The sequence below is a fragment of the Burkholderia sp. 4NA327C6 genome (assembly GCF_005502655.1).
Lineage (GTDB): Bacteria > Pseudomonadota > Gammaproteobacteria > Burkholderiales > Burkholderiaceae > Burkholderia > Burkholderia contaminans.
In genome coordinates, this window is the sequence record NZ_SCNZ01000042.1 from 33539 (window position 1) to 56541 (window position 23003).

A 23003-nucleotide genomic window follows, 5' to 3' on the forward strand; every position below is an offset into this window, starting at 1 on the left:
CTTCCCGTTTTTTTTGCCCGGCTTTTGCCTGCACGGGGTCAAAGCCGGTTATATTGCCCGACCCTACCGGGCCACGGCCCGGCCGGCGCGAGGCGCGCAGCGCGGATCGGCATCCGGCGCGCGCGACATGCGGCGGCCGGCGCGATGCCCGGCGTTTTCATCGTTCCATCCGGGCCGATACGGCCCGCGGAGCGCGCAACCGAGAGGAATCCATGAGCGCATCACCCGCCGAGCGGAAGGCCGGACCCGTTTCCATCGTGCGACTCGAAGCCGCGATCAACGCGTGGCGCGAAGTGTACCCGCCGGCGCCGGACGGCGAGGACGGCTACGCGCTCGACGCCGGCAGCAATTGCCTCGCCGAGCTGTACGGCACGATGATCTGCTACCAATTGCCGGACGTGCCGCTCGACTCGCTGAGCGACGCGCAGCGCGACGCGCTGTACGCGACCGAGGGGTGATGCTCGGCCCACACGGTGCCGCGGCGCGGTATCGGTGAACGAACGGGAAGCGTTGCCGCTTCCCGTTTTGCTTTGCGCGGCGCCGACCGCCGCTGCGAGCGCAATGCGGTTCGCGCCGGGATCGGTGCCGGCTGAGGTATCGTGACGGGATCGGGAAGCAGGTGACCGACAGGGCCGGTGTGGACGACCGGCGCTCGCGCGGTGCGCGGTGCCGAATGAACATCCGTCGCCTGCCCGGGAGGATTCGAACATGGAGTTGAGACATCTCCGCTACTTCGTCGCGGTCGCCGAAGAGCGGAATTTCACGCGGGCGGCCGAACGGCTGCATATCGCGCAGCCGCCGCTGAGCCGGCAGATCCAGCAGCTCGAGGAAGCGCTCGGCGTGCCGCTGTTCGAGCGCAATGCGCGGCCGCTGAAGCTGACCGATGCCGGCCGCTTCTTCTATTCGCACGCGGTGCAGCTGCTCGCGCAGACGACCGAACTCGAATCGATGACGAAGCGGGTCGGCAAGATCGAGCGCAGCATGTCGGTCGGTTTCGTCGGCTCGACGCTGTACGGGATGCTGCCGAAGATCATCCGGCGCTTTCGCAGCGAGTATCCGGCGGTCGAGCTGAGCCTGCACGAGATGTCGACGATGGACCAGATCAAGGCGCTGAAGGAAGGGCGCATCGACGTCGGGTTCGGGCGCATCCGCCACGAGGATCCGAGCGTGCGGCGCGTCGTGCTGCGCGAGGAGCGGATGATCGTCGCGCTGCCGGTCGGCCATCTGCTCGACAGCGCGAAGCCCGTGCTGTCGCTGCACGATCTCGTGAACGACACGCTGATCATCTTTCCGAAGGCGCCGCGCCCGAGCTATGCGGACCAGGTGCTCGCGGCGTTTCACGATCGCGCGTTGCAGCCGCGCAAGATCTACGAGACGCGCGAACTGCAGATCGCGCTCGGCCTCGTCGCGATGGGCGAGGGCGTGTCGGTCGTGCCGCACAGCGTGTACGGGCTGAAGCGCGACGACATCAGCTACAAGCCGCTCGACGATCCGAACCTCGTGTCGCCGATCATCATGAGCATGCGGATGCTCGACGAATCGGAGGATATCCGCGCGATGCAGGCGCTGATCTACCGGCTGTACGACGAGGCGCAGATGGAGTATCTGCCGCCGCAGCCCGAATGAACGCGCGGGCGGTGGGGGGGGCTTGACGCTATGTGCGCGTGACGGCCACCATCGCAGGATCCGATCCGGCCGCCGAGGGGCGGCCGCTTTCATGCAGACGACACACACATGACCGATATCCCGATCGAGGAGACTACCGTCGAGACGCCGCAAGGGCGCCTCTTTGCGAAACGCTGGCGCGGTGGCTTGGCGCAACACGCGGCGGGGGCGTCGAAGGCGAATGTACCTGAGCCGGTCGCACCTGAGCCGGCCGCACCGATCGTGCTGCTGCACGATTCGCTCGGCTGCGTCGACCTGTGGCGCGACTTCCCCGCGCAACTCGCGCGCGCCACGCAGCGCGACGTGATCGCCTACGATCGCCTCGGCTTCGGCCGTTCCGATCGCCATCCGGGGGCACTCGGCACGACGTTCGTGCGCGACGAGGCCGATCATGCGTTCGCGGCACTGCTCGAACAACTCGATGTCGACGCGTTCGTCGCGCTCGGGCACAGCGTCGGCGGCGGGATGGCGGTCGGGTGTGCGGCCGCGCATCCGGCGCGTTGCCGTGCGCTCGTGACGATCGCCGCGCAGGCGTTCGTCGAGGATCGTACGCTGGCCGGCATCCGCGACGCAGGGCAGCAGTTCGACGAACCGGGCCAGCTCGACCGGCTCGCGCGCTATCACGGCGACAAGGCCGAATGGGTGCTGCGCGCGTGGGTCGACACGTGGCTGTCGCCGGCGTTTCGCGACTGGAATCTCGACGACGACTTGCCGCGCGTGCAATGCGCGACGCTCGCGATTCACGGCGAAGACGACGAATACGGGTCCGACGTGCATCCGAAGCGGATCGCCGCGCGCGTCGCGGGGCCGTCGTCGTATCTGCTGCTCGGCCAGTGCGGGCACATGCCGCACCGCGAGCGAACGGACGACGTGCTCGACACGGTGAAGGATTTCCTGACGCGGCATGGGGTGTGAGCGCAGGATGGCGTGCGATGAGCTGGTGATCCGCCGTCCTCGCCTGAAAACAGAGGAATCGTTCGCGCCTGCGCAGCGTATATTGGCCCGCGCGAGACCGACGAGGGGGACTGCATGAGACGACAACCATCGGGTTGAAACAAGAAATGGCGACCTCACGGACGCCGAGTTGAGTATGTGACCGCGCTGTGTCGGTATTTTTTCTGAATCGATATTGAGCGGATGGTGTTTTTACCTTGCTGTGAGCAGTTAGGGCTAAATCTCCAATGAAAATGGGCCGGAGATGTCGCTCGAACGTTTCTTTAAGAATCAACATGTAGTAAATTCCCAGTCTTTCCGGGGTGGTTCTGCGGCGGCACGTGACGTCGGGGAACCATTTGTTCGCAGCAAAGTGCGGGCATGGGCGCGGGCGTATCCAATAAGAATGTCGAACGAGTGACGCATGAACATGATCGAACTGGCACAGGCCATTCGCGGCGGCCTGATTCAGCAAGACCGGCTGCTGAAATCTGAAATTCCGAGTCTACCCAGCAATACGTTATTACCCCGCAGGGCGGTTACCCATGTCGAATTAGGCCGGGATTTCGCCGTCGAGCTTGACATGGTATCAACGGCTGGCGACATCGAACTGAAGACGCTTATCGCACAACAGATGACGTTGTGGATTCAGCAAGAGGACAAATCTTATCTGCCGATCAACGGCTATATCCACACGGGCCGCCGATTGGGCGCCGATGGCGGCTTGACTGCCTATCAGGTTAGTTTTGCGTCGTGGATGCATTTCCTGAAGTTCCGCAGCGATATGCGGCATTGGCAGGACAAACCGGTCGACGAGATCGTCACGGATGTGTTCAACGCGCATCCTCAGGCGCAAGGGCAATTCCAGTTCATGTTGTCCAAGCCGCTGCCATCGCGCTCATATTGCCGGCAAAGCGAAACGGACTGGAATTTCGTGCATCGGCTGCTGGAGTCCGAGGGGTTGTACGGCTTCTGGCGACAGGCGAACGACGGCAAGTCGCATACGTTCGTGATCGTCGACGATATCCACAATCTGGACAAGATGTCGCCGGAGACCGTGCGGTTCTACCGCTCAGGCGCGAATAGCGAAGCCAACGCGTTCACCCAGTGGTCCGGATCGCGCACGCTGCAAAGCGTGACCTACACGACCCGAACATTCGACTACAAGGCCCCCGCGTCGTCGTTCAGCCCGAAAGGCACGTCGTTGCCGTCGCGGCTGGATCAAGGGGACTTGCCCAGCCAGCTCGAGATCTATTCGTACACGGGCGCGTACACCTATTCGGATCAGGATCGTGGCGATCATTTGACCCAAATCCATCTTGAAGAATGGGAATCGCGCGCAAAGCGCTTCCATGGCGCGGGCGGTGTCCGTGGCATTGATGCCGGGCTTCGTTTCCGTCTGGAGAATCACCCCGAGCACGACAGCGATTCGGAGAGCCACCGGGAATTCGTTGCGATCAAGGTTTCCCGGTATATCGAGAATAATCTGCCGCTTTCCGGACAAGAAAAGAACTTTCCGCATAGCCTGAAGGGGCGGGTCGATGAAGCCATGGCCGGCTACTCGGGCGACGCGTCGCTCACGATTCGCCATTCCGACGGCAGCGAAGGTTTCTTCCTGGTACAGGTCGAAGCGCAGCGTGTCACGGTCCCGTACCGCAGTCCGTTTGAGCACACGAAGCCGGTGATGCATCTGGAGACGGCGATGGTGGTTGGACCAAAGGGCGAAGAGGTTTATACGGATGCGCTCAACCGGATCAAGATCCAGTTCATTTGGGATCGTCTCAACCCTGGCGACGAGAAGGCCTCTTGCTGGGTGCGCGTTGCGCAATCGGATACGGGCGGAGGTTACGGCGGTATTCACGTTCCGCGTGTCGGCGAAGAGGTCATCGTAGGGCATGTCGGGGGGGACTGTGATCGCCCAATTGTCTTGCATCGCGTATTCAATGGCGCCGTCCGGCCTCAGTGGCACAGCAACGGCATTCTGTCGGGTTACCGGACTAAGGAATACGCCGGGGCCGGCTTTAACGAACTAGCGTTGGACGACGCTACTGGACAAAACCGCGTTCGGCTGATGAGCAGCACCGGCAACAGCCTGTTGCATCTCGGGTACCTGGTTGAGCAGAGCGGCAATATGCGCGGCTCGTATCTCGGCAGCGGCTTTGACTTGAAGACGGACCATTACGGTGCTGTGCGAGCGAATCGTGGGCTTTACGTGAGCACGCACTCGAAGGAAATGAGCAGCCAGGCATTGGATGCAGGCGAATCGCGAGGACAACTCGTGAACGCCGAGAGTTTGATGGAGACTTTATCGGATGCCAGTGTCCAGGCTCGCGCGGAAGGCACGAAAGAGGGGTATGGTGCGCTCAAGGCCTTCAGTGCTGCGATGGAGCAGAATACCGCCGGCACTTCGGCGGGCGGTCGAACTGCGGGTGGCGGAATGGGCAATGCAAATGGATTCTCGAAGCCGATATTGCTGATGGCGAGCCCGGCGGGCATTGCGTTGTCCACTCAACAGTCAACGCAAGTTGCAGCAGATCAGCACGTTAACCTCGTCAGCGGCGAGAGTACGCACGTTGTGGCCGGCAAATCCCTGCTTGCGACCATCGGTGAAAAGCTCAGTATCTTTGTTCAGAACGCTGGCATGAAGCTGTTTGCGGCCCACGGGAAGGTGGAACTCCAGGCGCAGGGAAATGCCATGGCACTCGCTGCCCTCAAGGACGTCACGATCACAAGCAGCAATGGAAGAGTAGTGCTGTCAGCTGAAAAGGAGATCTGGGTCGGAGCGGGCGGCTCATACATCAAGATCAGCGGTAGCGGGATCGAAAACGGCACGCCCGGGCAGATCCTGGAGAAGTGTGCGTCGTGGGAAAAGACTGGCGCAGCAAGCGCAACGGTGCCCCTGCCCGTCATGCCGATAACAAAGCAGGAATCCGGCGACCAACACTTTGTGCTTCGATCGCATGACGGCAAGCCCGTCCCGAATCAGAAATACCGAATGTCGATCGGCGATGACGTAATCGAAGGCACGACCGATGCGAGCGGAAAAACGCAAGTCGTGGAAGGCTACGTCGGACAGCCCGTCCACTTTGAAATCGTGGATGACGTCTACGACGAGCATTTCGTCGTGCGAGATGCTTTTGGCGAGCCGATCGCGAACATGCCCTATCAGATACGTGCGGAGGACGGTCGCCTCATCGAGGGCATGACCGATGACGAAGGCAAAACTTCATTGTTTACCAGCGAGAAGATCGTAAAAGTGGATTTGCTCTACAGGCCCGGCAATCATGATGACTATCCCGCAGATACCGGAGTGAACTAATGGATCCAGTTACATTGAGCTCATCCGCGACGAGTGATACGACTATCACAGCGGGCAAGGATTGCACGGCTGGCAGATTCATCACCGAAGATGAAGGTTGGAAGGTCGTGAACGTGGCGGCCACATGGGAAGGTACGCCATATCGCATGGTTGGCGCTGCGTCGGAAAAGTCCGTTCTCGGAGACTGTTCGGGGTCGACGAACAAGATTTATGTGGAGGCCGGGTTTCCCTATCCATATCAGACGACTGCGTCATTTGCGGCTTTTGCGCGAACCACGAATCGCTTTCGTAAAATTGATCCGGCGAAACAGAAGTTGCAGGCGGGAGACGTGTTGCTCTGGGATGGCCATATGGCAATCTATGCGCCGTTTACGCCCGACAGCCCGAAATATGACGGAAACCTGTACAAGCGCGGGCAGAAAAAGTACAACAACATGTACACTGCGTTCAATGGCCGGACTCACCACCCATACGGGCCGTACAACATCGAGGTATTTCGGAGCGATCCGTACACGGTGTATCGATACTACATCCTACCGTCTGCCGACGATTGCAAATGATGAAGAGTGCGAAGCGATTTTTGATCGGGGCGGTTATGACGATGGCGGCCACATGCACACAGGCCTTCGAGTTCGAAGATGCGGTGCCGCTGACGATCGGCGGGATACAGGGCAACGCCCGGCCATCTGACGTCGAGGTGTCGCTGGATGGGAAAACAGTCACCGTTTCCGCGCGATTGAGTAATGAAACGCATGCTTTGGTGAAGAGGGGGTATTACGCATACACACCACTGTTTCACCGTCTTGGCGCTGGCGAGGAGAATTATGACAAAAGCTTTTCCGATTTGAAGGTGACCTTCGACGGAAAAGCGATTCCGCTCGTCACCGGGCGGCGCGCGTTTTTTCTCGGCAAGGACGTGACCGGTGAGGTAAGGGCGGCAGGCCTGGATCCGCTTCCGAGTGAAGAGAGCGATCTCGCGAAAGTTGCTCGAATCAAACCTCAGTTGGGAATGAAACTGAGCGATGGCCGCGATTGGGAAGGTTTCGTGTCGTACTCCTGGGTCGTTCCGGTGCCGGCTGATTCGACGGGCGTATTGACCATCCGCTATCAGGCGCTGCCGCAGTTCAGTCTCGATGAGGTGACGAGCGCGCGTTTTTCCCGTCTCGTCGAGCAGCACTGCGGCGACGTCGCGCAAGTGACACAAAGGCTGCAAGCGATGGATGCGGGATCCGGACAGATTCTGGTTCAGCGATACGTGGTGCCCGTTTCCTTCATGAACAGGGCACCGGTCAAAGTGAGCCTGTCGCAGCCAAGCCCCGACTGGATGGGCGGACGACCGTTGTTGTCGCTCACGTGCGGCTTGACCCCGCGCGACGGTGCGTCGCTTCCTGCAACAGGCCGGATCGACGATTCGGATGCGAATTTATCGATTCTGGTTATTTCGAGTCCGGCCCGCTAACTATCGCTGCAAATCAAAAAATCGTACGACGAACGGCTTACAGTTCTGCAAGTGCATCAGGAGAAACAGGCAATGGCCCAGGCACAAGGAAAGGTCACCCCTAAAAATGATTCGGCAGGCGTTGAGGTCAATATTTGTCAACCCCAATGGATCGATGAGCAAGAAACGTTCAAGATCGCCAACAGTCCTCCGCGTACGGCAAATCTGACGTTCTCTGGGGCAGATCTTAATTACCTGGCCCGTGTGTTGTATGCGGAGTCGAGCGGAGCAGGGATACTGCCCGATGAAAGCGATCGCCGGATCGAGAAAGAGGCTCTGTTGAACGTCTTCTATTTCAGATTGAATCGAAAGGGATATCCAAGAAACGATTACATTGCCAAGACGTTTTCCATGGTTTGCAATGCTGCTGGTCAATTTGACTCGTTGCAGCCGAAGCCGAGGCCGAAATTCATTAATTCTGGAAATCCGAAGTATAAGGCGTTGGGAAAGAGCGAGTGTTCTGACTTGCAGGAATCGATCGACGCAGTGAAGGCTTTCATTGCAGGTGGGCCGAACTCGAAATATATATACGATAACTTCAGATCCCGCTCGTCGCGTCATAGTGGCACGATTATCGGCAACTCAAAGTTTTGGCTTTCGGAATTGGGTAAGGAAGAATCCGATGCAGTGCGCTAAATGGATCAAGACTACGCTCGCTGCAGCCTTGTTTGCATTCGGGGGCGCGGCAAGCGTCGCTGATGCGGCGAATTCAGGCGCAGACAATCCGGTACACAAGCTGGAGATCGGTCGGCTGACGATTTTCCAGAAGTACTCGGAGTACCTGCGGTTCGTCTTGGCTGATGACAGGCAAATCGCCGTGACCGATACGGCGGGTTTCTATTGGCCATTGGTGAGCGCCGACACGCAGGGGCGCTTCTACATCGGCAACAGGGTCGTCGATAGCGCCAATGGTCGTGTGGTAAAAACCGACGCAGATCGACGAGCCATCGTCCTCGGCGCTCATTACACCGTGTCTGCTGACGATGTTCGTCATTCGGTGAAGGTCCGGCGTGGTGGGCACGAGTGCGAAGTCGATGTCAGGAAACTGGGCCTTGATCCGGCAGACGGAAGTGCCAGCGAGTTTCTGCGCGGTGTCGTCCGCTTCGTTGATGCGGACGGGCCGCTGGTCGGCCTGGTAACGTTGGGCGGCAATCAGGCCGGCGATACCCGTTATCTGGCCGTCAGTATTTCGCCCGAGACATGCGCCGTAAAATCGACCGATCTCGGCAACCCGGATTATCTGTTTGAACTCGGCTGGACACCGAACGGACATTGGTGGATAACGGGCACGACCGAGGGAACGTTGATCCGCTCCGATGATGGCATCACGTGGGCCACGACCCAATTGCCCGATACGATTTCCCAGGTTGTCAGTGCGTACGTTGCCGATCCGAACCATGTCTGGCTCGCAGCCAATTATGCGCATATGGCGGACAAGGACAATCCCGAGATCGTGTATTCGGAGGATGGTGGCAAGACATGGACGCCGCTCACGTGGCAGAGCGGCTTGATGTCCCGTATCCCGCCATACTGGCTGGAAGGGCAAATGCGTTCTAGAAGCAAGCCTGTCATGAACGAGTCCAAGACTCGCTGACACAAGTCATCGAGCGACGATGCGGGCGGACGGTCGACGTGCTCGCCGCGGTCTGCGAGCTCCTGCACCGCTCGGGCGCCTGAGCCCCCGAGCGGGCAACGGGCATTCAGAACGCGAGCTGGATCGCGAGATCGATCGCCAGCAGCGCGATCGAGAGACCGATGCCGAGAATCACGTTCGGCAGCCGGTGCTCGAAGTCGCGATTGTCGCGGCGCATCGCGGCGCCGAGCAGGAAGATCGCCTCGACGACGATCTGCAGCCCGACGAACAGCAGCATCAGCAGATACTCGTAACCCATCTGCTTGAACGCGGCGAATTGCATCCCGTGATCGCGGATCCATTGGCCGACGCGCAGCAGTTCGTACACGAACAGCAACGCGGGAAACAGGTAGCTGATGAAATAGGTCGGCGCGGTGGCGTGCCGTAGCTCGAGGTGGAAATGCTGATGCGTGGTGGCCATCACGAATCCCTCCTTGCAACGCATGATTGCGGTCGCGACGGCGGCGCGACAACGTGCAAACGAAGGGATTACCCGAAGCGTCGTGCGCGGCCGTACGACATCAGCATACTGCTGCGCGGGAAATTTGGCATGCGATGCGTGCGTTCGTCGTAAAAATGCATCTGCGCCGCGCGATGCCTTTATCGCACCGTATTCGCCGGATGCGCGGCGCCGGCCGCCTCAGTGGCGCTCGCGCCTTGCGGCCGTGCCCGGGCGCTTGCACCCGGCGAGCGCCCGACCGGCCACCGGCCATCGCTTGCCGGCGCCGCTCAGCCTTTCGCTTGAGCGCCTTCGACGAACAGCTTCGCCACCGCCTGGAACTCCCGTTTCAGCGATAACCCCGACACGGTCAGCCAGCGCAGCATCGCCGCGAGATACAGGTGATGGAACCACGTCGCGAGCTGGTCGGCCCGCAGCGTGGCGTTCAGTTCGCCGGATTGCTGCCCGGCCGCGATCAGTTGCTGCCACACGAGCGCGATATCGCTGCCATTCTCTCCGCCGCTTGCCGATTCGACCGCGCCGATGCTCAGGAAGCGATGGCGCAGATACGCGAGCAGGTAAGCGGGATGCTGCTCGCACCACGCAGCCGACGCATCGAGCACGCAGCCGATGCGCGACGCGAAGGTCTTGCGCCGCGCGACGTCATGCTGCAGATGCGCGAGATCGCGTGCGAGCTCACCCTCCAGCCAGTGCGCGAGCACGGCTTCCTTCGTTGCAAAGTGGTTGTACAGCGTGCGCTTCGCGACATCGGCTTGCGCGGCGATCTGTTCCATCGTGACGGCTTCATAGCCGTGCGCGTCGAACAGGCGTGCACCGGTGGCGGCGAGATGCGCGAGCATCTGGATGCGTTTGCGTGCGCGGCGGCCCGGATCGTCGGTCGGCATCGTCATGGCGGGGGGTTGACTGAAAGTGTACGAGTTGCATTAGTATACGACGTGCATTTTTTTGGATCCACCCATTGCCGTTGGGCACGAGGAGCCACGCATGAAACTCGTCATCGCCACCTACGGCACCGAAGGCGACACGCGCCCGCTCGCTGCGCTTGGCCGTGCGCTGATCGACGCCGGCCACGAGGTCCGGCTGCTGGCCGATGCGGCGACGCTCGGGTCGGCCGCGATGCTTGGCGTACCGTCGGCGTCGTTGTCCGGCGATATCCGGCGGGCAATTGCGCCGGACGGCGCATTGGCCGATGCGGTGCGCGGGCGCGGCGGCTTCAACGACACGTCGAAGGCGCTCGCGGCGATTGCCAATGCGAACACGGCAGCATGGATGCGCGAAATCGCGGATGCGTCGGAAGGCTGCGACGCGATCCTCGTGTCGGGGCTCGCGTCGTTCGTCGGTTTGTCGGTCGCCGAGTATCGCGGCGTGCCGGCGATCGGCGCCGGCATGATCCCGATCACGCCCACTGCTGAATTCGCGTCGCCGTTCCTGCCGCCGGGGAAGGTGCCGCGCTGGCTGAACCGTGCGAGCCACCGGTTCGTGAACGCGCTGTTGTGGCAGGCGTTCAAGAAGGCGACGAATGCGGCGCGCTCGAGCGTGTGCGGGTTGTCGCCGCGCAAGCATGTGTGGACCGATCATCCGATGCTGTACGGCGTGTCGCCGGCGCTGCTGTCCGACCCGGGCGACTGGCCGTCGAATGTGCAGGCATGCGGCCAGTGGCGGATCGATGCGAGCGCCTGGGCGCCACCGTCCGAACTCCAGGTATTTCTCGAAGCGGGCGATCGCCCCGTCTACATCGGCTTCGGCAGCATGGCCGGTTTCGACCGTGCCGCGATGGTCGCCGCGCTCACTCAAGCGCTCGCCGGCCGGCGCGCGTTGTTCTATCCGGGCTGGAGCGGTATCGATGCGTCGATGTTGCCGAAGAACGTTCACGTGATCGGCGATACGCCGCATGACCGGCTGTTCCCGCGCGTATCGATGGCGATCCATCACGGCGGATCGGGCACCACGCATTCGGCGGCTCGCGCCGGCATTCCGTCGGTCGGCGTGCCGTTTGCGGGCGATCAGTTCTTCTGGGCGGACCGGCTGCAACGGCTCGGCGTCGCGGATGCGCCGGTAGCGGGGCGACGCGTGGACGCCGCTGCACTTGCACGGGCCATCGCCTTTGCCGAACGGGCCGAAACGCAGGCGCGCGCGATCGAACTCGGCGCGCGCATCGCGCAAGAGGAAGGGTTGAAGCGGGCCGTCAGCGCGATCGAGCGATGGGGGCGACCGGGCGCGCGGTAAGCCCGCGCATCCACGTCAGAAATGCCCGGTGAACCGGTAGCGGCTGCCCGGGTGCCACAGGTTGGCGACCGACGCGACCATCCCCTGCGACCACGTGCGCCGATGCAGCAGCAGGCACGGCTCGCGGTCGTCCATCGTCAGGTGGCGGCGCGTTTCGGTGTCGGGCATCGCGGCCTCGATCCGGTATTCGACGCGCTGCAGCGGCGCGACGCGCGTCAGGTACTGGTTCGGCGTCGTGGTCGTGAAGTCCTGTAACGCATACTCGGGCGCGCAGGCCGGATTGACCCAGCGTTCCTCGAGCTGCACGGGCGTGTCGTTCTCGAAGTGCAGCACGCGCGAATGGAAGATCGGGCTGCCCGTGTCGATCTGCAGCTCGTCGGCGAGCTTCGCATCGGCGACGGCCGCGCCCACCTGCAGCACCTGTGCGCGGTAGCCGTGGCCGCGCGCGGCGACTTCGTCCGAGATGCTGCGGATCGCGACGAGCGTCGATTCGTACTTCGGTGACGCGACGTACGTGCCGGAGCCGCGCGTGCGCGTGAGCACCTGTTCGGCCGTCAGCTCGCGCAGCGCGCGGTTGACGGTCATCCGCGCGACGTTGAATTCGCGCGCGAGCTCGTTCTCCGACGGCACCTGGTCGCCTTCCGCCCATTCGCCGGCATGAATGCGCGCGAGGATGAAGTCCTTGATTTCCTGATAGATCGGTGTGGTCATGGGATCACGATTCCAGAGTCGGCAGCGGCCCGCCGCCGAATGCCGATCCGGCGCGCGCCCGGCGCCGAGTGTACCGGTTTCGCAGGCGCGCGGGCCCGGATTCCCCGAATGATCCCTGTTCGGCCGGCGCGCGTCCATGCGGGATTGCACAGAGCGGCCGGCCGTGGGCGGCTGGCGATCGGTCAGAACCGATGCCGGATGCCGACCGTTGCGACCACCTGCGTGTTGGTCGACGAGGCCGCGAGCCCCGTGACGTTCGCAAAGCCGAGCGTCGCACCCGCCGGCACGCCGAACTGGTGCTGGTAGACGGTTTCCGCGTACACGTCGGTGCGCTTGCTCAGCGCGTAGTCGGCCATCAGCGTCACCTGATGCCATTTCGGCCGATGGCTGCCGGTTGCATCGTCGTAGCGGCCGTCGGTGAACGTATAGGCGCCTGCGAACGAGACGGCCGGCGTCAGCGCATAGCGCGCATTGACCTCGAAGTTGTCGAAGCGCAGCGCATTCAGCGCGCCGGGCAGCGACGACGCGGCCGTTTCGTCGAACATCGAATGTGTCCACAGCGCGCCGACCGTCAGCCGGTCGAACGCGTAGCTGCCGCCCGCGCCCATCACCCGCTGGCGCACGGCCGGGAAGTTCGGGCCGTCGTTGGTCGACAGCGCACCGCCGGCCGTCAGCCCGCCGCGGTTGAGCTGCAGGTACGCGGCGCCGAGGCTGACCGGCCCGTTCGCGTACGACACGCCCGCGCTGTACGCGCGGTTGTTCGCGAAGCCGCCGGCCGCGTTGCTGAACCCGTACAGGCCGCCGAACTGCCAGCCGGCAAGCGTCGGGCTCGTGTATTTCACCGCGTTGTCGATGTAGAACGAATCGTCGAGGTTGTCGTTGTCGAACGGATGCGACGCGAGGTTGTTGCCGTCGCCGTTGTTCGCCATCGCGAGCGGGCCGAGATAATCGACCACGGCATCGTACTGGCGGCCGAGCGTCAGCGCGCCGTACCGGTCGCTCTGCAGGCCGACGTACGCGCGGCGGCCGAACATCGTGTTCTTGTAGGACTGCGTGCCGTTGTTCAGGTTGAAGCCGTTCTCGAGGCGGAACAGCGCATGCAGGCCGCCGCCGAGATCCTCGTTGCCGCTCAGGCCGAAGACCGTATTCGACAGCAGGCCGCTGCCTTGCTGCCATGCGCTTTTACCCGACTGGTTGTTCGTATAGGCGATACCCGCATCGAGCATCCCGTAGAGCGTGACGCTGCTTTGCGCATGCGCGGCGGCGCTGAGGAATGCGAGGGAGAGGGTACCGGCGACTGCTTTTTTCATCGTGAGTGCTTCCTGGAAAGGCCCGTGGCGACGGGAACGACGATCCGGCGCGCGCACCGGTGGCGTACGGGCGCGGCTCGTGACGAACCGCACGCGTTCGCACCGCAGACGCGCGTTCGAATCGATGAAAGGGGAGCGGGCGCGTGACACGTGTCACGCGCGGCCGCATCGGATGCCGGCTAGTGCTGCAGCAGGCGGATCGCGCCGAATTCGGCGGCCGGCAACAGGCGGAGGATCGACAGGATCGCGGGCGATGCCTGCGACCGTGCGACTTCGAGCTCGATACACGCGCGCCCGGTGCGGTTGTCGATCGCGGCCGTGTAGAAGTTGAGCGCGGCCCCGACCGCCTGGTGCAGCAGGCGCCGCACGACGGCGAGGTTGTCCGATTCGACGCGGATCGACAGCAGCACGAGCTCGTCGGCAGGGTGCCGGCGCCGTGCACGAACGGGCGGGAGATCGCGTGAAGCGGCGGATTCGGTTCTGGTCGGTTTCATGCTGGCATCCCCGGGTCGCATCGTGCTCCGCACTGCGGAGATCTCGTCTTGGACATGCCGCCCATTCTAGGAATTGCAGTGAAGATACGGTGTATAGACTCGTATTGGCCCTGAAAAGAACGCATAAAAATGCCATCGCCACCGGCTTTCGTCTTTACAGCTTTTTTATTCCGCGTAAGGAAATTGAACACCGCTTTGATACGCGGATTTCTACACTGTCGCATCCCATTCGCCAACTGAGCATGGGGGCGTCACACGGGCCCGCGCCGACACCGCAAGGCCCGATGCGCCGACGATCGCGCGGCGTTGCCGCGCATACAGAGAAAAGGGGAAAGCCATGTTGTGGATCACCGGCGCGTTGTCGCTCGCGCTCTTTATCTATCTGTTTCATGCGTTGATCAAACCCGAGCGGTATTGATCGGCGCGATTCAACAGGAATTCGAAAATATCGGTGGATGTCATGAGCGATCTGCTTTTCATTCTGTTCACGCTCGCGTTCTTTGCCTTGACGGCGGGTTTCATCACCGGCCTTGACCGGATCTGAGCGAGCGTCGACATGTTCAACAATCTCATTCAATTCGCGATCGTTCTCGCGATCATGCTGGCGCTGGTGCCTGTCGTCGGGAAATGGCTCGCGCACGCCTTTACGAGCCCGCGCCACGCGTGGGTCGAACGCCGTACCTATGCGCTGCTCGGCGTGAACCCCGACGAAGCGATGTCGTGGCAGCGCTACGGGATGGTGCTGCTGCTCAGCAATGCCGGGATGATGCTGCTCGGCTACCTGCTGCTGCGCATCCAGGACACGCTGCCGTTCGATGCGCTGCGGCGCGCGTCGCAAAGCCCCGACCTCGCGTTCAACACCGCCGCGTCGTTCATCACGAACACGAACTGGCAGGCGTATGCGGGCGAAAGCAGCCTGTCGAACTTCTCGCAGATGGCCGTCATCACGTTCCTGATGGTGGCCAGCGCGGCGACCGGCGTCGCGGCCGCGGGCGGCTTCATCCGCGGGCTGAGCCGCAAGAGCGCGGCGGACATCGGCAACTACTGGGTCGACTTCACGCGCGTGACCTATCGCGTGCTGCTGCCGCTCAGCTTCGTGATGGCGCTCGTGTACGTGTGGCAGGGCATGCCGCAGACGCTCGCGTCCGACGCATGGGCGACCACGCTCGAAGGCGCGCGCCAGCAGATCGTGATGGGGCCCGTGGCCAGCCTCGAATCGATCAAGCACATCGGCACGAACGGCGGCGGCTTCTTCAGCATGAACGCCGCGCATCCGTTCGAAAACCCGACGCCGCTCACCAACACGCTGCACATGCTGTCGATGCTGCTGATTCCGTCCGCGCTCACCTATGCGCTCGGCACGATGATCGGCCGGCGCCGCCAGGGCTGGGTGATCCTCGCCGCGTTCGTCGTGATGTTCGTCGGCTTCCTGGCCGTGATCCATTCGGCCGAGCAGCACGGCAATCCGCTCGTGGCCGGGCTCGGCGTCGACCAGCAACCGAGCGCCACGCAGCCGGGCGGCAACATGGAAGGCAAGGAGATGCGCTTCGGCATCGCGCAGACGAGCCTGTTCGCCACCGTCACGACGGCCGCGACCACCGGGTCGGTCGACGCGATGCATGACTCGCTGACACCGCTCGGCGGGCTCGTGCCGATCGCGCAGATGATGCTGAACAACGTGTTCGGCGGCGACGGCGTCGGGCTGATCAACCTGTTCACGTTCGCGATCCTCACGGTGTTCCTGGTCGGGATGATGATCGGGCGCACGCCGGAATTCCTCGGCAAGAAGATCGAGGCGCGCGAGATGAAGCTCGTGATGCTCGCGGTGCTCGCGCATCCGTTCAGCATCCTCGGCTTCACCGCGGTCGCGTCGATGCTGCATTCGACGATGGACAGCCTCGCGAACCTTGGCCCGCACGGCTTCAGCGAAGTGCTGTACGCGTACACGTCGGGCACGGCCAACAACGGCTCCGCGTTCGCGGGCCTGAACGCGAACACGCCGTTCTTCAACACGACGATCGGCTTCGCGATGCTGATCGGCCGCTACCTGACGCTGCTGCCGATGCTCGCGGTCGCGGGCAGCCTCGCCGCGAAGAAGCGCGTGCCGGAAAGCGCGGGCACGCTGTCGACGTCGACGGCCCTGTTCGCCGGCCTGCTGGTCTTCGTGATCCTGGTCGTCGGTGGCCTCACGTTCCTGCCGGCGCTCGCGCTCGGCCCGGTCGTCGAGCACCTGATGATGTCGGGCGGCCAACTGTTCTGAGGAAAACAACATGATGCAAGGCAATCGCCAGGCAGCGGCCGCCGCCGCGCCGGCACCCGGTTCTTCGTTCGGCGCGGCGACGCGCGGCCTCGTGCGGCCCGTGATCGCGTCGTCGGTGCTGTTCATGCTCGTCACGGGTGTCGCGTATCCGCTGCTCACCACGGGCGTCGCGAACGTGCTGTTCCCGTCGCAGGCGCGCGGCAGTCTCGTGCAGCGCAACGGCACGACGGTCGGCTCGGCCGTGATCGGGCAGAACTTCACGCGTGCCGGCTACTTCCACGGGCGGCCGAGCGCGACGGTCGGCACCGATCCGGCCGATCCGTCGAAGACGGTCGACCAGCCGTATAACGCAGCCGGCAGCGGCGCGAGCAACCAGGGCGCCACCAGCAAGAAGCTGCTTGCCGACATCGCACAGCGGGTGCGCGCCTACCGGCAAGAGAACGCGCTCGCCGCCGGCACGCCGGTGCCGGCGGATGCGGTAACCGCATCGGCGTCGGGGCTCGATCCCGAGATCTCGGTCGCGAACGCGCGGCTGCAGGCGGCGCGGGTTGCGCACGCGCGCGGCGTCGATGCCGCGCAGGTTGCGGCGCTCGTCGACCGGATCGCCCTGCCGCGCCAGCTCGGCGTGCTCGGCGAACCGCGCGTGCGCGTGCTCGACCTGAACCTCGCGCTGGACCGCGCATTCGGTCACGCGGCCGGCGCGAAGCAATAGCAGGAACCACGGAGTCACTCATGTCCCATATCGAAACCCCGATCAATCCAGTGGCGATGCCGGCCGGCGGCGTGCCGCCGATGCGCTGGACGGCCGTGCTGCGCGAGGCATTCCGCAAGCTCGCGCCGCGCGTGCAGTTGAAGAACCCCGTGATGTTCGTCGTGTATCTCGGCAGCATCGTCACGACCGTGCTGTGGCTGCAGGCGCTGACCGGCACCGGCGACGCGCCGGCCGGCTTCATCTTCGCGGTCGCGTGCTGGCTGTGGTTCACCGTGCTGTTCGCGAATGCCGCCGAAGCGCTCGCCGAAGGGCGCGGCAAGGCGCAGGCCGACGCGCTGCGTGCGGCGCGCAAGCGCGTGTATGCGAAGGTGCTCGACGAGCCGAAGCAATTCGGCAGCACCAGCCATCGCGTGCCGAGCGACGAGCTTGCGGCCGGCAGCATCGTGCTAGTCGAAGCCGGCGACACGATTCCGGCCGACGGCGAAGTGATCGACGGCGTCGCGTCGGTCGACGAATCGGCGATCACCGGCGAATCCGCGCCGGTGATCCGCGAGTCGGGCGGCGATTTCTCGTCGGTGACGGGCGGCACGCGCGTGCTGTCCGACTGGATCATCGTGAAGATCACCGCGCAACCGGGCGAGGCATTTCTCGACCGGATGATCGCGATGGTCGAAGGCGCGAAACGCGGCAAGACGCCGAACGAGGTCGCACTGACGATCCTGCTCGTCGCGCTGACGATCATCTTCCTGCTCGTGTGCGTGACGCTGCTGCCGTTCTCGCAGTTCAGCGTGTTGCTGAACGCATCGGGCACGGCGGTGAGCCTGACCGTGCTGATCGCGTTGCTCGTGTGCCTGATCCCGACGACGATCGGTGCGCTGCTGTCGGCGATCGGCATCGCGGGGATGAGCCGCATGATGCGCGCGAACGTGCTCGCGACGTCAGGCCGCGCGATCGAGGCGGCCGGCGACGTCGATGTGCTGCTGCTCGACAAGACCGGCACGATCACGCTCGGCAACCGCGAAGCCGTGCAGTTCCGCCCCGCGCCGGGCGTGGACGAGCGCGCGCTGGCCGAGGCCGCGCAACTGTCGTCGCTCGCCGACGAGACACCGGAAGGGCGCTCGATCGTCGCGCTCGCGAAGCAGCGCTTCTCGCTGGACGTGGTCGCCACCGCCGGCAGCATCACCGTGCCGTTCAGCGCACGCACGCGGATGAGCGGCCTCGACATCGGCGAGCGGCAGGTGCGCAAGGGCGCGGCCTCCGCAATCCGCGCGCACGTCGATGCGCTCGGCGGTATGTTTCCTCAAGCGGTCGAGACGGCCGTCAACGACATCGCGCGACGCGGCGGCACGCCGCTCGTCGTGGCCGACGGCTCGCGCGTGCTCGGTGCGATCGAGCTGAAGGACATCGTCAAGCACGGGATCGCCGCGCGTTTCGCCGAGCTGCGCAAGGTCGGCGTGAAGACCGTGATGATCACCGGCGACAACCGGCTCACCGCGGCCGCGATCGCGGCGGAAGCCGGCGTCGACGACTACCTCGCCGAAGCGACACCCGAGGACAAGCTGCGGCTGATCCGCGAGCACCAGGCGAAGGGCCATCTCGTCGCGATGACCGGCGACGGCACCAACGACGCGCCCGCGCTCGCGCAGGCCGACGTGGCCGTCGCGATGCACAGCGGCACGCAGGCGGCGAAGGAGGCGGCCAACATGGTCGACCTCGACAGCAACCCGACCAAGCTGATGCAGGTGGTCGAGGTCGGCAAGCAGATGATCATGACGCGCGGCGCGCTGACCACCTTCAGCGTGGCCAACGATCTCGCGAAGTATTTCGCGATCATCCCGGCCGCGTTCGTCGCGACCTATCCGGCGCTCGGCGCGCTGAACGTGATGGGGCTGCACAGCCCGACGTCGGCGATCCTGTCGGCGGTGATCTTCAACGCGCTGATCATCGTTGCGTTGATCCCGCTCGCGCTGAAGGGCGTGAAGTATCGCGCGGAGCCGGCCGAGAAGCTGCTGGGGCGCAACCTGCTGATCTACGGCGTGGGCGGCATCATCGCGCCGTTCATCGGCATCAAGCTGATCGACATGCTGTTGACGCCGTTTATCTGACCGAACGCGCCGTCGCGGCCCCGCTCATGCCTTCATGGCGTGCGCGGGGCCGTTCGGCGTTTCAATTGCCGGAAGCGATCATGGATGTGAATGTGAACGTGAGCGAAGCGAATCGACGGACAACGGGGCAGCGTGACACCGCTGCCCGCCTCAGCGGTGACGGCGTGGGTCGCGACCGCTGGCGCGGCATGCTGCGCGCATGCGCGGCACTGGCCGACCGCATCGCGGGCGCCGGGCCCGACACGCAGCCGGCGCTGGCCGTGCGCGAAGCGCGACCGCGCACGCACGTATGGATGTCGCAGTACGCGGTGCCGCTGCTGCTCGCCACGCTCGTGTGCGCGCTGGCGACACTCGCGGCGAGCGCGCTGCTGCGCGTGTTCGACCTGTCGAACGTCGTGATGCTGTTCCTGATGACCGTCGTGCTGATCGCGCTGCGGCTCGGCCGGCTCGCCGGCGCGTGGGCCGCGTTCGTGTGCGTCGGCTGCTTCGACTTCTTCTTCGTCGAGCCGAGGCTGTCGTTCGCGGTGTCCGATACGCAGTACGTGTTCACGTTCGCGTTGATGCTCGCTGTCGCGCTCGCGATCGGCCAGCTTGCGGCGAGATTGCGTGCGGAGGCGCGGGCCGCAAGTGCGAACGAGAAGCGCTCGGCGGCGCTGGCACGGGTCGCGCATGACCTGTCGGCGGCGATCGAGACCGAGCAGATCGCATCGATCTGCACCGGCACGATCGCGCCGCTGCTCGGCGTGCGCGTCGCGCTCGTGCTGCCGGATGCAAATGACCATCTGATGCCGGCGCAGCACGCCCGGTTTGTCGAAGCATCGATCGCCCGCTGGGTCTACGAGCATGCGCGTGGCGCCGGGTGCGGGCTGCCGCCGTTCGAGCGCGCGGCCGCGCAGTACCTGCCGCTGAAGGCGCCGATGCGCGTGCGCGGCGTGCTCGTGCTGTTCGGCGACGCGCAGCCGGTGCCCACCGACCCCGACGATCGCCGCCTGATCGACGCATTGTGCTCGTCGATCGCGATGGCGCTCGAACGCGTGCACTACGTCGGTGTCGCGCAGCATACGCTGGTCCGCATCGAAGGCGAGCGGCTGCGCAACGCGCTGCTCGCCGCGGTGTCGCACGACCTGAAGACGCCGCTGACCGCGATCCGCGGGCTCGCCGAGACACTCGAGCGGCCCGAGCGGCTGGCCGACGGGCAGCCGGCCGCACTCGCGCACGGCATCCGCAACCAGGCCGAGGCGCTGCACGGGCTCGTCGTGAACCTGCTCGACCTCGCGCGCATGCAGAGCGAGGGCGTGCGGCTGAATCGCGAATGGCACATGCTCGACGAGATCGTCGGCAGCGCGCTCGCGCATTCGGCCGGCGTGCTGGCCGGCCGCGACGTGAGCGCCGACTTGCCGGCCGACCTGCCGCTGATCGACGTCGACGCGCTGCTGATCGAGCGCGTGCTGATGAACCTGCTCGACAACGCGGCGAAGTATGCGGGCACGGACGCGGCCGTGGCGGTGCGTGCGCGCGTGTTCGGCGAAACGCTGTACGTATTCGTCGAGGACGACGGGCCCGGCTTCATTGCGCGCAACACCGAGCCGCTGTTCGAGCCGTTCGAGCGAGAGCGCAAGGAATCGTCGATCAGCGGCGTCGGGCTCGGGCTCGCGCTGTGCCGCAGCATCGTCAACGCGCACGGCGGCTCGATCCGCGCGGTGCCGCTCGATCCGCACGGCGCGCGGTTCGAGATTCGCCTGCCACTGGGCGCGCCGCCCGATATCGAACACGAGAGCCGGACATGATCAGATCGCGCGTACTTATCGTCGAGGACGAGTCGGACATCCGCCGCTTCGTGCGGATGGCGCTGGAACAGGAAGGGCTCGACACCTGCGAGGCGTCGACGGCCCGCGAGGCGCGGATGTATGCGTCGAGCAGCAAGCCCGATCTCGTGATCGTCGATCTCGGGCTGCCGGACGACGACGGCAAGACCTTCATCCGCGAGTTGCGCGAATGGTCGACGGTGCCGGTGATCGTGCTGTCGGCGCGGCAGCAGGAAGTGGAGAAGGTCGCGGCGCTCGATGCGGGCGCGGACGACTACCTGCCGAAGCCGTTCGGCGTGCCCGAACTGCTCGCACGGGCACGCGCGCAGTTGCGGCGCGCGGCGTTCGTGTCGGCCGACGGGCAATCGTCGTCGATCGTGCGGTTCGGCGACGTGACCGTCGATCTCGGTCGCCACGAGGTTGCGCGCGGCGGCGAGCCGGTCCATCTGACGCGCCTCGAATTCCGGCTGCTCGCCGCGCTGATCCGCGCGCGCGGCGGCGTGATTGCCGCGCGGCAATTGCTGGCGGAAGTCTGGGGCATCCACGATGCAGACCGCGCGCACTACGTGCGCGTGTACATGACGAACCTGCGGCAGAAGCTCGAACCGGTGCCGGCGCGGCCGCGGCACCTGCTGACGGAGCTGCAGTTCGGCTACCGGCTGGTCGGCCTGGAAACGGTCGGCATGGCGGACGGGCCGCGCGGCGCGGTATCGGCAGGTCTAGACAACTGAAATCGCGCGTCCGGCCGTGCGCCGGCGCGCGAAGAAAGCTGTTGTTTAGCTCGATGTAATTCGCAATTAATTGAAATATAAGGAAATTTGCGACCCACGATCCTATTGAACCGACAATTAGAGATAAACACGGATTGCTGGCGCACCTTCTGAAAAGGCAAAGTTGTATGTACAACTTGGGGTGTCGCCGGAAGGGGCGGACTCCGGGTTGGAAGGGTTCACGGCGGCGCCGCCCGACGGGACCCAGCCCAGTTCGCCTCTGACAGGAACGCCATGAAGAAACTCGCGCTCAGTATTGCCCTTGCCTGCATCGCGGTCGGTGCCCACGCCAAGGATTGGTCGACGATCCGGTTCGGCGTCGACGCCAGCTATCCGCCGTTCGAATCGAAGGACGCAAGCGGCAAGGTCGTCGGCTTCGACGTCGATCTCGGCAACGAGATCTGCGCCCGCCTGAAGGCGAAATGCGTGTGGATCGAGAACGACTTCGACGGGATGATTCCCGCGCTGAAGGCGAAGAAGTTCGACGGCGTGCTGTCGTCGATGTCGATGACGCCGGCGCGTGCCGAGCAGATCGCGTTCTCCGACAAGCTGTTCAACACGCCGACGCGCCTCGTCGCGAAGAAGGGCACGAACCTGCAGCCGACGGCCGAATCGCTGAAGGGCAAGTCGGTCGGTGTCGAGCAGGGCACCATCCAGGAAACCTACGCGAAGGCCTACTGGGCGCCGAAGGGCGTGCAGGTCGTGCCTTACCAGAACCAGGACGGCGTGTACCAGGACCTGATGTCGGGCCGCCTCGACGCGGCGCTGCAGGACGCGGTGCAGGCCGACATCGGCTTCCTGAAGACGCCGCGCGGCGCGAACTTCGAATTCGCCGGCAAGGACATCGACGATCCGAAGACGCTCGGCAACGGCGCCGGCATCGGGCTGCGCAAGGACGACGCCGACCTGAAGGCGAAGATCGACCACGCGATCGCCGACATCATCAAGGACGGCACGTACAAGAAGCTCGAGAAGAAGTACTTCGCGTTCGACGTCTACGGCGGTTGATTCTCCCTGCGGCGCGCATCGGTTGCGGTGCGCGCCGCGCCTGTCGTGGGTGCAACCCGCTTCGCGCGATGCGTCCGACTTGATGAGCAGGCTG

At 64.2% G+C, this 23003-nt stretch carries 21 protein-coding genes; 15 read left to right on the plus strand and 6 right to left on the minus strand.

The genetic code is table 11. The annotated features are described in order from the left end of the window. Positions 1–212: 212 nt before the first annotated feature. The 8 genes from FFS49_RS31470 to FFS49_RS31505 all read left to right on the plus strand — a co-directional run bounded on the left by FFS49_RS31470 (position 213) and on the right by FFS49_RS31505 (position 9009). Complete coding sequence (locus FFS49_RS31470; RefSeq protein WP_039349254.1) at positions 213–458, plus strand: DUF3717 domain-containing protein; 246 nt, start codon at positions 213–215, stop codon at positions 456–458. Between the two features lie 250 nt (positions 459–708). After that, entirely contained in the window at positions 709–1626 is a 918-nt protein-coding gene (locus FFS49_RS31475) for a LysR family transcriptional regulator (protein ID WP_105817182.1), read from the plus strand. 108 nt (positions 1627–1734) lie between these two features. Beyond that, positions 1735–2580 (plus strand): alpha/beta hydrolase, encoded by an 846-nt coding sequence (locus FFS49_RS31480; protein ID WP_105817181.1) that lies wholly within the window; start codon positions 1735–1737, stop codon positions 2578–2580. Positions 2581–3022: 442 nt separating this feature from the next. Then, positions 3023–5917, plus strand: coding sequence for a type VI secretion system Vgr family protein (locus tag FFS49_RS31485; protein WP_137910149.1), 2895 nt, complete (start codon positions 3023–3025; stop codon positions 5915–5917). Continuing rightward, positions 5917–6477 carry an NlpC/P60 family protein gene (locus FFS49_RS31490; protein ID WP_046549398.1) on the plus strand — a complete coding sequence of 187 codons (561 nt, stop codon included), beginning with the start codon at positions 5917–5919 and terminating at the stop codon, positions 6475–6477. The genes FFS49_RS31485 and FFS49_RS31490 overlap by 1 nt, the downstream gene beginning before the upstream one ends. Beyond that, positions 6474–7376 (plus strand): hypothetical protein, encoded by a 903-nt coding sequence (locus tag FFS49_RS31495; RefSeq protein WP_105817179.1) that lies wholly within the window; start codon positions 6474–6476, stop codon positions 7374–7376. The genes FFS49_RS31490 and FFS49_RS31495 overlap by 4 nt, the downstream gene beginning before the upstream one ends. A 72-nt stretch (positions 7377–7448) precedes the next feature. Beyond that, positions 7449–8051: a hypothetical protein gene (locus tag FFS49_RS31500; RefSeq protein WP_124468644.1), complete on the plus strand. Its 603-nt coding sequence runs from the start codon at positions 7449–7451 to the stop codon at positions 8049–8051. After that, positions 8038–9009, plus strand: a complete 972-nt coding sequence (locus tag FFS49_RS31505) for a sialidase family protein (RefSeq protein WP_105817178.1) — start codon at positions 8038–8040, stop codon at positions 9007–9009. The genes FFS49_RS31500 and FFS49_RS31505 overlap by 14 nt, the downstream gene beginning before the upstream one ends. A gap of 106 nt (positions 9010–9115) precedes the next feature. On the opposite strand, the gene FFS49_RS31510 is transcribed toward FFS49_RS31505, so the two are convergent. Next, positions 9116–9469, minus strand: a complete 354-nt coding sequence (locus FFS49_RS31510; protein WP_059665741.1) for a hypothetical protein — start codon at positions 9467–9469, stop codon at positions 9116–9118. Between the two features lie 308 nt (positions 9470–9777). Next, the gene (locus FFS49_RS31515; RefSeq protein WP_105817177.1) at positions 9778–10398 is read right to left on the minus strand and encodes a TetR/AcrR family transcriptional regulator; all 621 of its coding nucleotides are present in this window, start codon (positions 10396–10398) and stop codon (positions 9778–9780) included. A 94-nt stretch (positions 10399–10492) separates the two neighbouring features. Between FFS49_RS31515 and FFS49_RS31520 the strand changes: the two genes are divergently transcribed. Then, a complete protein-coding gene (locus FFS49_RS31520; RefSeq protein WP_105817176.1) occupies positions 10493–11734 on the plus strand; it encodes a glycosyltransferase in 1242 nt (413 codons plus the stop codon). Between the two features lie 15 nt (positions 11735–11749). Here the strand turns inward: FFS49_RS31520 and hutC are convergent, their stop codons facing one another. From hutC to FFS49_RS42730, 4 genes are all read right to left on the minus strand, one after another. Further along, positions 11750–12445 carry a histidine utilization repressor gene (gene hutC, locus FFS49_RS31525; RefSeq protein WP_039349239.1) on the minus strand — a complete coding sequence of 232 codons (696 nt, stop codon included), beginning with the start codon at positions 12443–12445 and terminating at the stop codon, positions 11750–11752. A 182-nt stretch (positions 12446–12627) separates the two neighbouring features. Beyond that, positions 12628–13755 (minus strand): porin, encoded by a 1128-nt coding sequence (locus FFS49_RS31530; protein ID WP_105817175.1) that lies wholly within the window; start codon positions 13753–13755, stop codon positions 12628–12630. A 179-nt stretch (positions 13756–13934) separates the two neighbouring features. Further along, positions 13935–14249, minus strand: a complete 315-nt coding sequence (locus tag FFS49_RS31535) for a hypothetical protein (RefSeq protein ID WP_083417632.1) — start codon at positions 14247–14249, stop codon at positions 13935–13937. A gap of 154 nt (positions 14250–14403) precedes the next feature. Beyond that, on the minus strand, positions 14404–14826 hold the full coding sequence (locus FFS49_RS42730) for a hypothetical protein (RefSeq protein WP_232357114.1): 423 nt from the start codon (positions 14824–14826) through the stop codon (positions 14404–14406). On the opposite strand from FFS49_RS42730, the gene kdpA reads away from it, so the two are divergent. From kdpA to FFS49_RS31570, 6 genes are all read left to right on the plus strand, one after another. Further along, entirely contained in the window at positions 14806–16509 is a 1704-nt protein-coding gene (kdpA, locus tag FFS49_RS31545) for a potassium-transporting ATPase subunit KdpA (RefSeq protein ID WP_105817174.1), read from the plus strand. The two genes, FFS49_RS42730 and kdpA, sit on opposite strands and share 21 nt — an antisense overlap. Before the next feature lie 10 nt (positions 16510–16519). Beyond that, entirely contained in the window at positions 16520–17221 is a 702-nt protein-coding gene (gene kdpC, locus FFS49_RS31550; protein WP_171026865.1) for a potassium-transporting ATPase subunit KdpC, read from the plus strand. 80 nt (positions 17222–17301) lie between these two features. After that, positions 17302–19326 (plus strand): potassium-transporting ATPase subunit KdpB, encoded by a 2025-nt coding sequence (gene kdpB / locus FFS49_RS31555; protein WP_198108005.1) that lies wholly within the window; start codon positions 17302–17304, stop codon positions 19324–19326. A gap of 80 nt (positions 19327–19406) precedes the next feature. Then, positions 19407–21113, plus strand: coding sequence for a DUF4118 domain-containing protein (locus tag FFS49_RS31560; RefSeq protein WP_105817173.1), 1707 nt, complete (start codon positions 19407–19409; stop codon positions 21111–21113). Beyond that, positions 21110–21862 (plus strand): response regulator, encoded by a 753-nt coding sequence (locus tag FFS49_RS31565; RefSeq protein WP_039344926.1) that lies wholly within the window; start codon positions 21110–21112, stop codon positions 21860–21862. The genes FFS49_RS31560 and FFS49_RS31565 overlap by 4 nt, the downstream gene beginning before the upstream one ends. A 273-nt stretch (positions 21863–22135) precedes the next feature. Further along, positions 22136–22909: an ABC transporter substrate-binding protein gene (locus FFS49_RS31570; RefSeq protein WP_039344924.1), complete on the plus strand. Its 774-nt coding sequence runs from the start codon at positions 22136–22138 to the stop codon at positions 22907–22909. Positions 22910–23003: the final 94 nt, after the last annotated feature.

Bases quoted from the DNA above. Each gene is read 5' to 3' on its own strand.
- FFS49_RS31470 (WP_039349254.1), top strand. From the start codon at position 213: ATGAGCGCATCACCCGCCGAGCGGAAGGCCGGACCCGTTTCCATCGTG.
- FFS49_RS31475 (WP_105817182.1), top strand. From the start codon at position 709: ATGGAGTTGAGACATCTCCGCTACTTCGTCGCGGTCGCCGAAGAGCGG.
- FFS49_RS31480 (WP_105817181.1), top strand. From the start codon at position 1,735: ATGACCGATATCCCGATCGAGGAGACTACCGTCGAGACGCCGCAAGGG.
- FFS49_RS31485 (WP_137910149.1), top strand. From the start codon at position 3,023: ATGAACATGATCGAACTGGCACAGGCCATTCGCGGCGGCCTGATTCAG.
- FFS49_RS31490 (WP_046549398.1), top strand. From the start codon at position 5,917: ATGGATCCAGTTACATTGAGCTCATCCGCGACGAGTGATACGACTATC.
- FFS49_RS31495 (WP_105817179.1), top strand. From the start codon at position 6,474: ATGATGAAGAGTGCGAAGCGATTTTTGATCGGGGCGGTTATGACGATG.
- FFS49_RS31500 (WP_124468644.1), top strand. From the start codon at position 7,449: ATGGCCCAGGCACAAGGAAAGGTCACCCCTAAAAATGATTCGGCAGGC.
- FFS49_RS31505 (WP_105817178.1), top strand. From the start codon at position 8,038: ATGCAGTGCGCTAAATGGATCAAGACTACGCTCGCTGCAGCCTTGTTT.
- FFS49_RS31510 (WP_059665741.1), bottom strand. From the start codon at position 9,469: ATGGCCACCACGCATCAGCATTTCCACCTCGAGCTACGGCACGCCACC.
- FFS49_RS31515 (WP_105817177.1), bottom strand. From the start codon at position 10,398: ATGACGATGCCGACCGACGATCCGGGCCGCCGCGCACGCAAACGCATC.
- FFS49_RS31520 (WP_105817176.1), top strand. From the start codon at position 10,493: ATGAAACTCGTCATCGCCACCTACGGCACCGAAGGCGACACGCGCCCG.
- hutC (WP_039349239.1), bottom strand. From the start codon at position 12,445: ATGACCACACCGATCTATCAGGAAATCAAGGACTTCATCCTCGCGCGC.
- FFS49_RS31530 (WP_105817175.1), bottom strand. From the start codon at position 13,755: ATGAAAAAAGCAGTCGCCGGTACCCTCTCCCTCGCATTCCTCAGCGCC.
- FFS49_RS31535 (WP_083417632.1), bottom strand. From the start codon at position 14,249: ATGAAACCGACCAGAACCGAATCCGCCGCTTCACGCGATCTCCCGCCC.
- kdpA (WP_105817174.1), top strand. From the start codon at position 14,806: ATGTTCAACAATCTCATTCAATTCGCGATCGTTCTCGCGATCATGCTG.
- kdpC (WP_171026865.1), top strand. From the start codon at position 16,520: ATGATGCAAGGCAATCGCCAGGCAGCGGCCGCCGCCGCGCCGGCACCC.
- kdpB (WP_198108005.1), top strand. From the start codon at position 17,302: ATGCGCTGGACGGCCGTGCTGCGCGAGGCATTCCGCAAGCTCGCGCCG.
- FFS49_RS31560 (WP_105817173.1), top strand. From the start codon at position 19,407: ATGGATGTGAATGTGAACGTGAGCGAAGCGAATCGACGGACAACGGGG.
- FFS49_RS31565 (WP_039344926.1), top strand. From the start codon at position 21,110: ATGATCAGATCGCGCGTACTTATCGTCGAGGACGAGTCGGACATCCGC.
- FFS49_RS31570 (WP_039344924.1), top strand. From the start codon at position 22,136: ATGAAGAAACTCGCGCTCAGTATTGCCCTTGCCTGCATCGCGGTCGGT.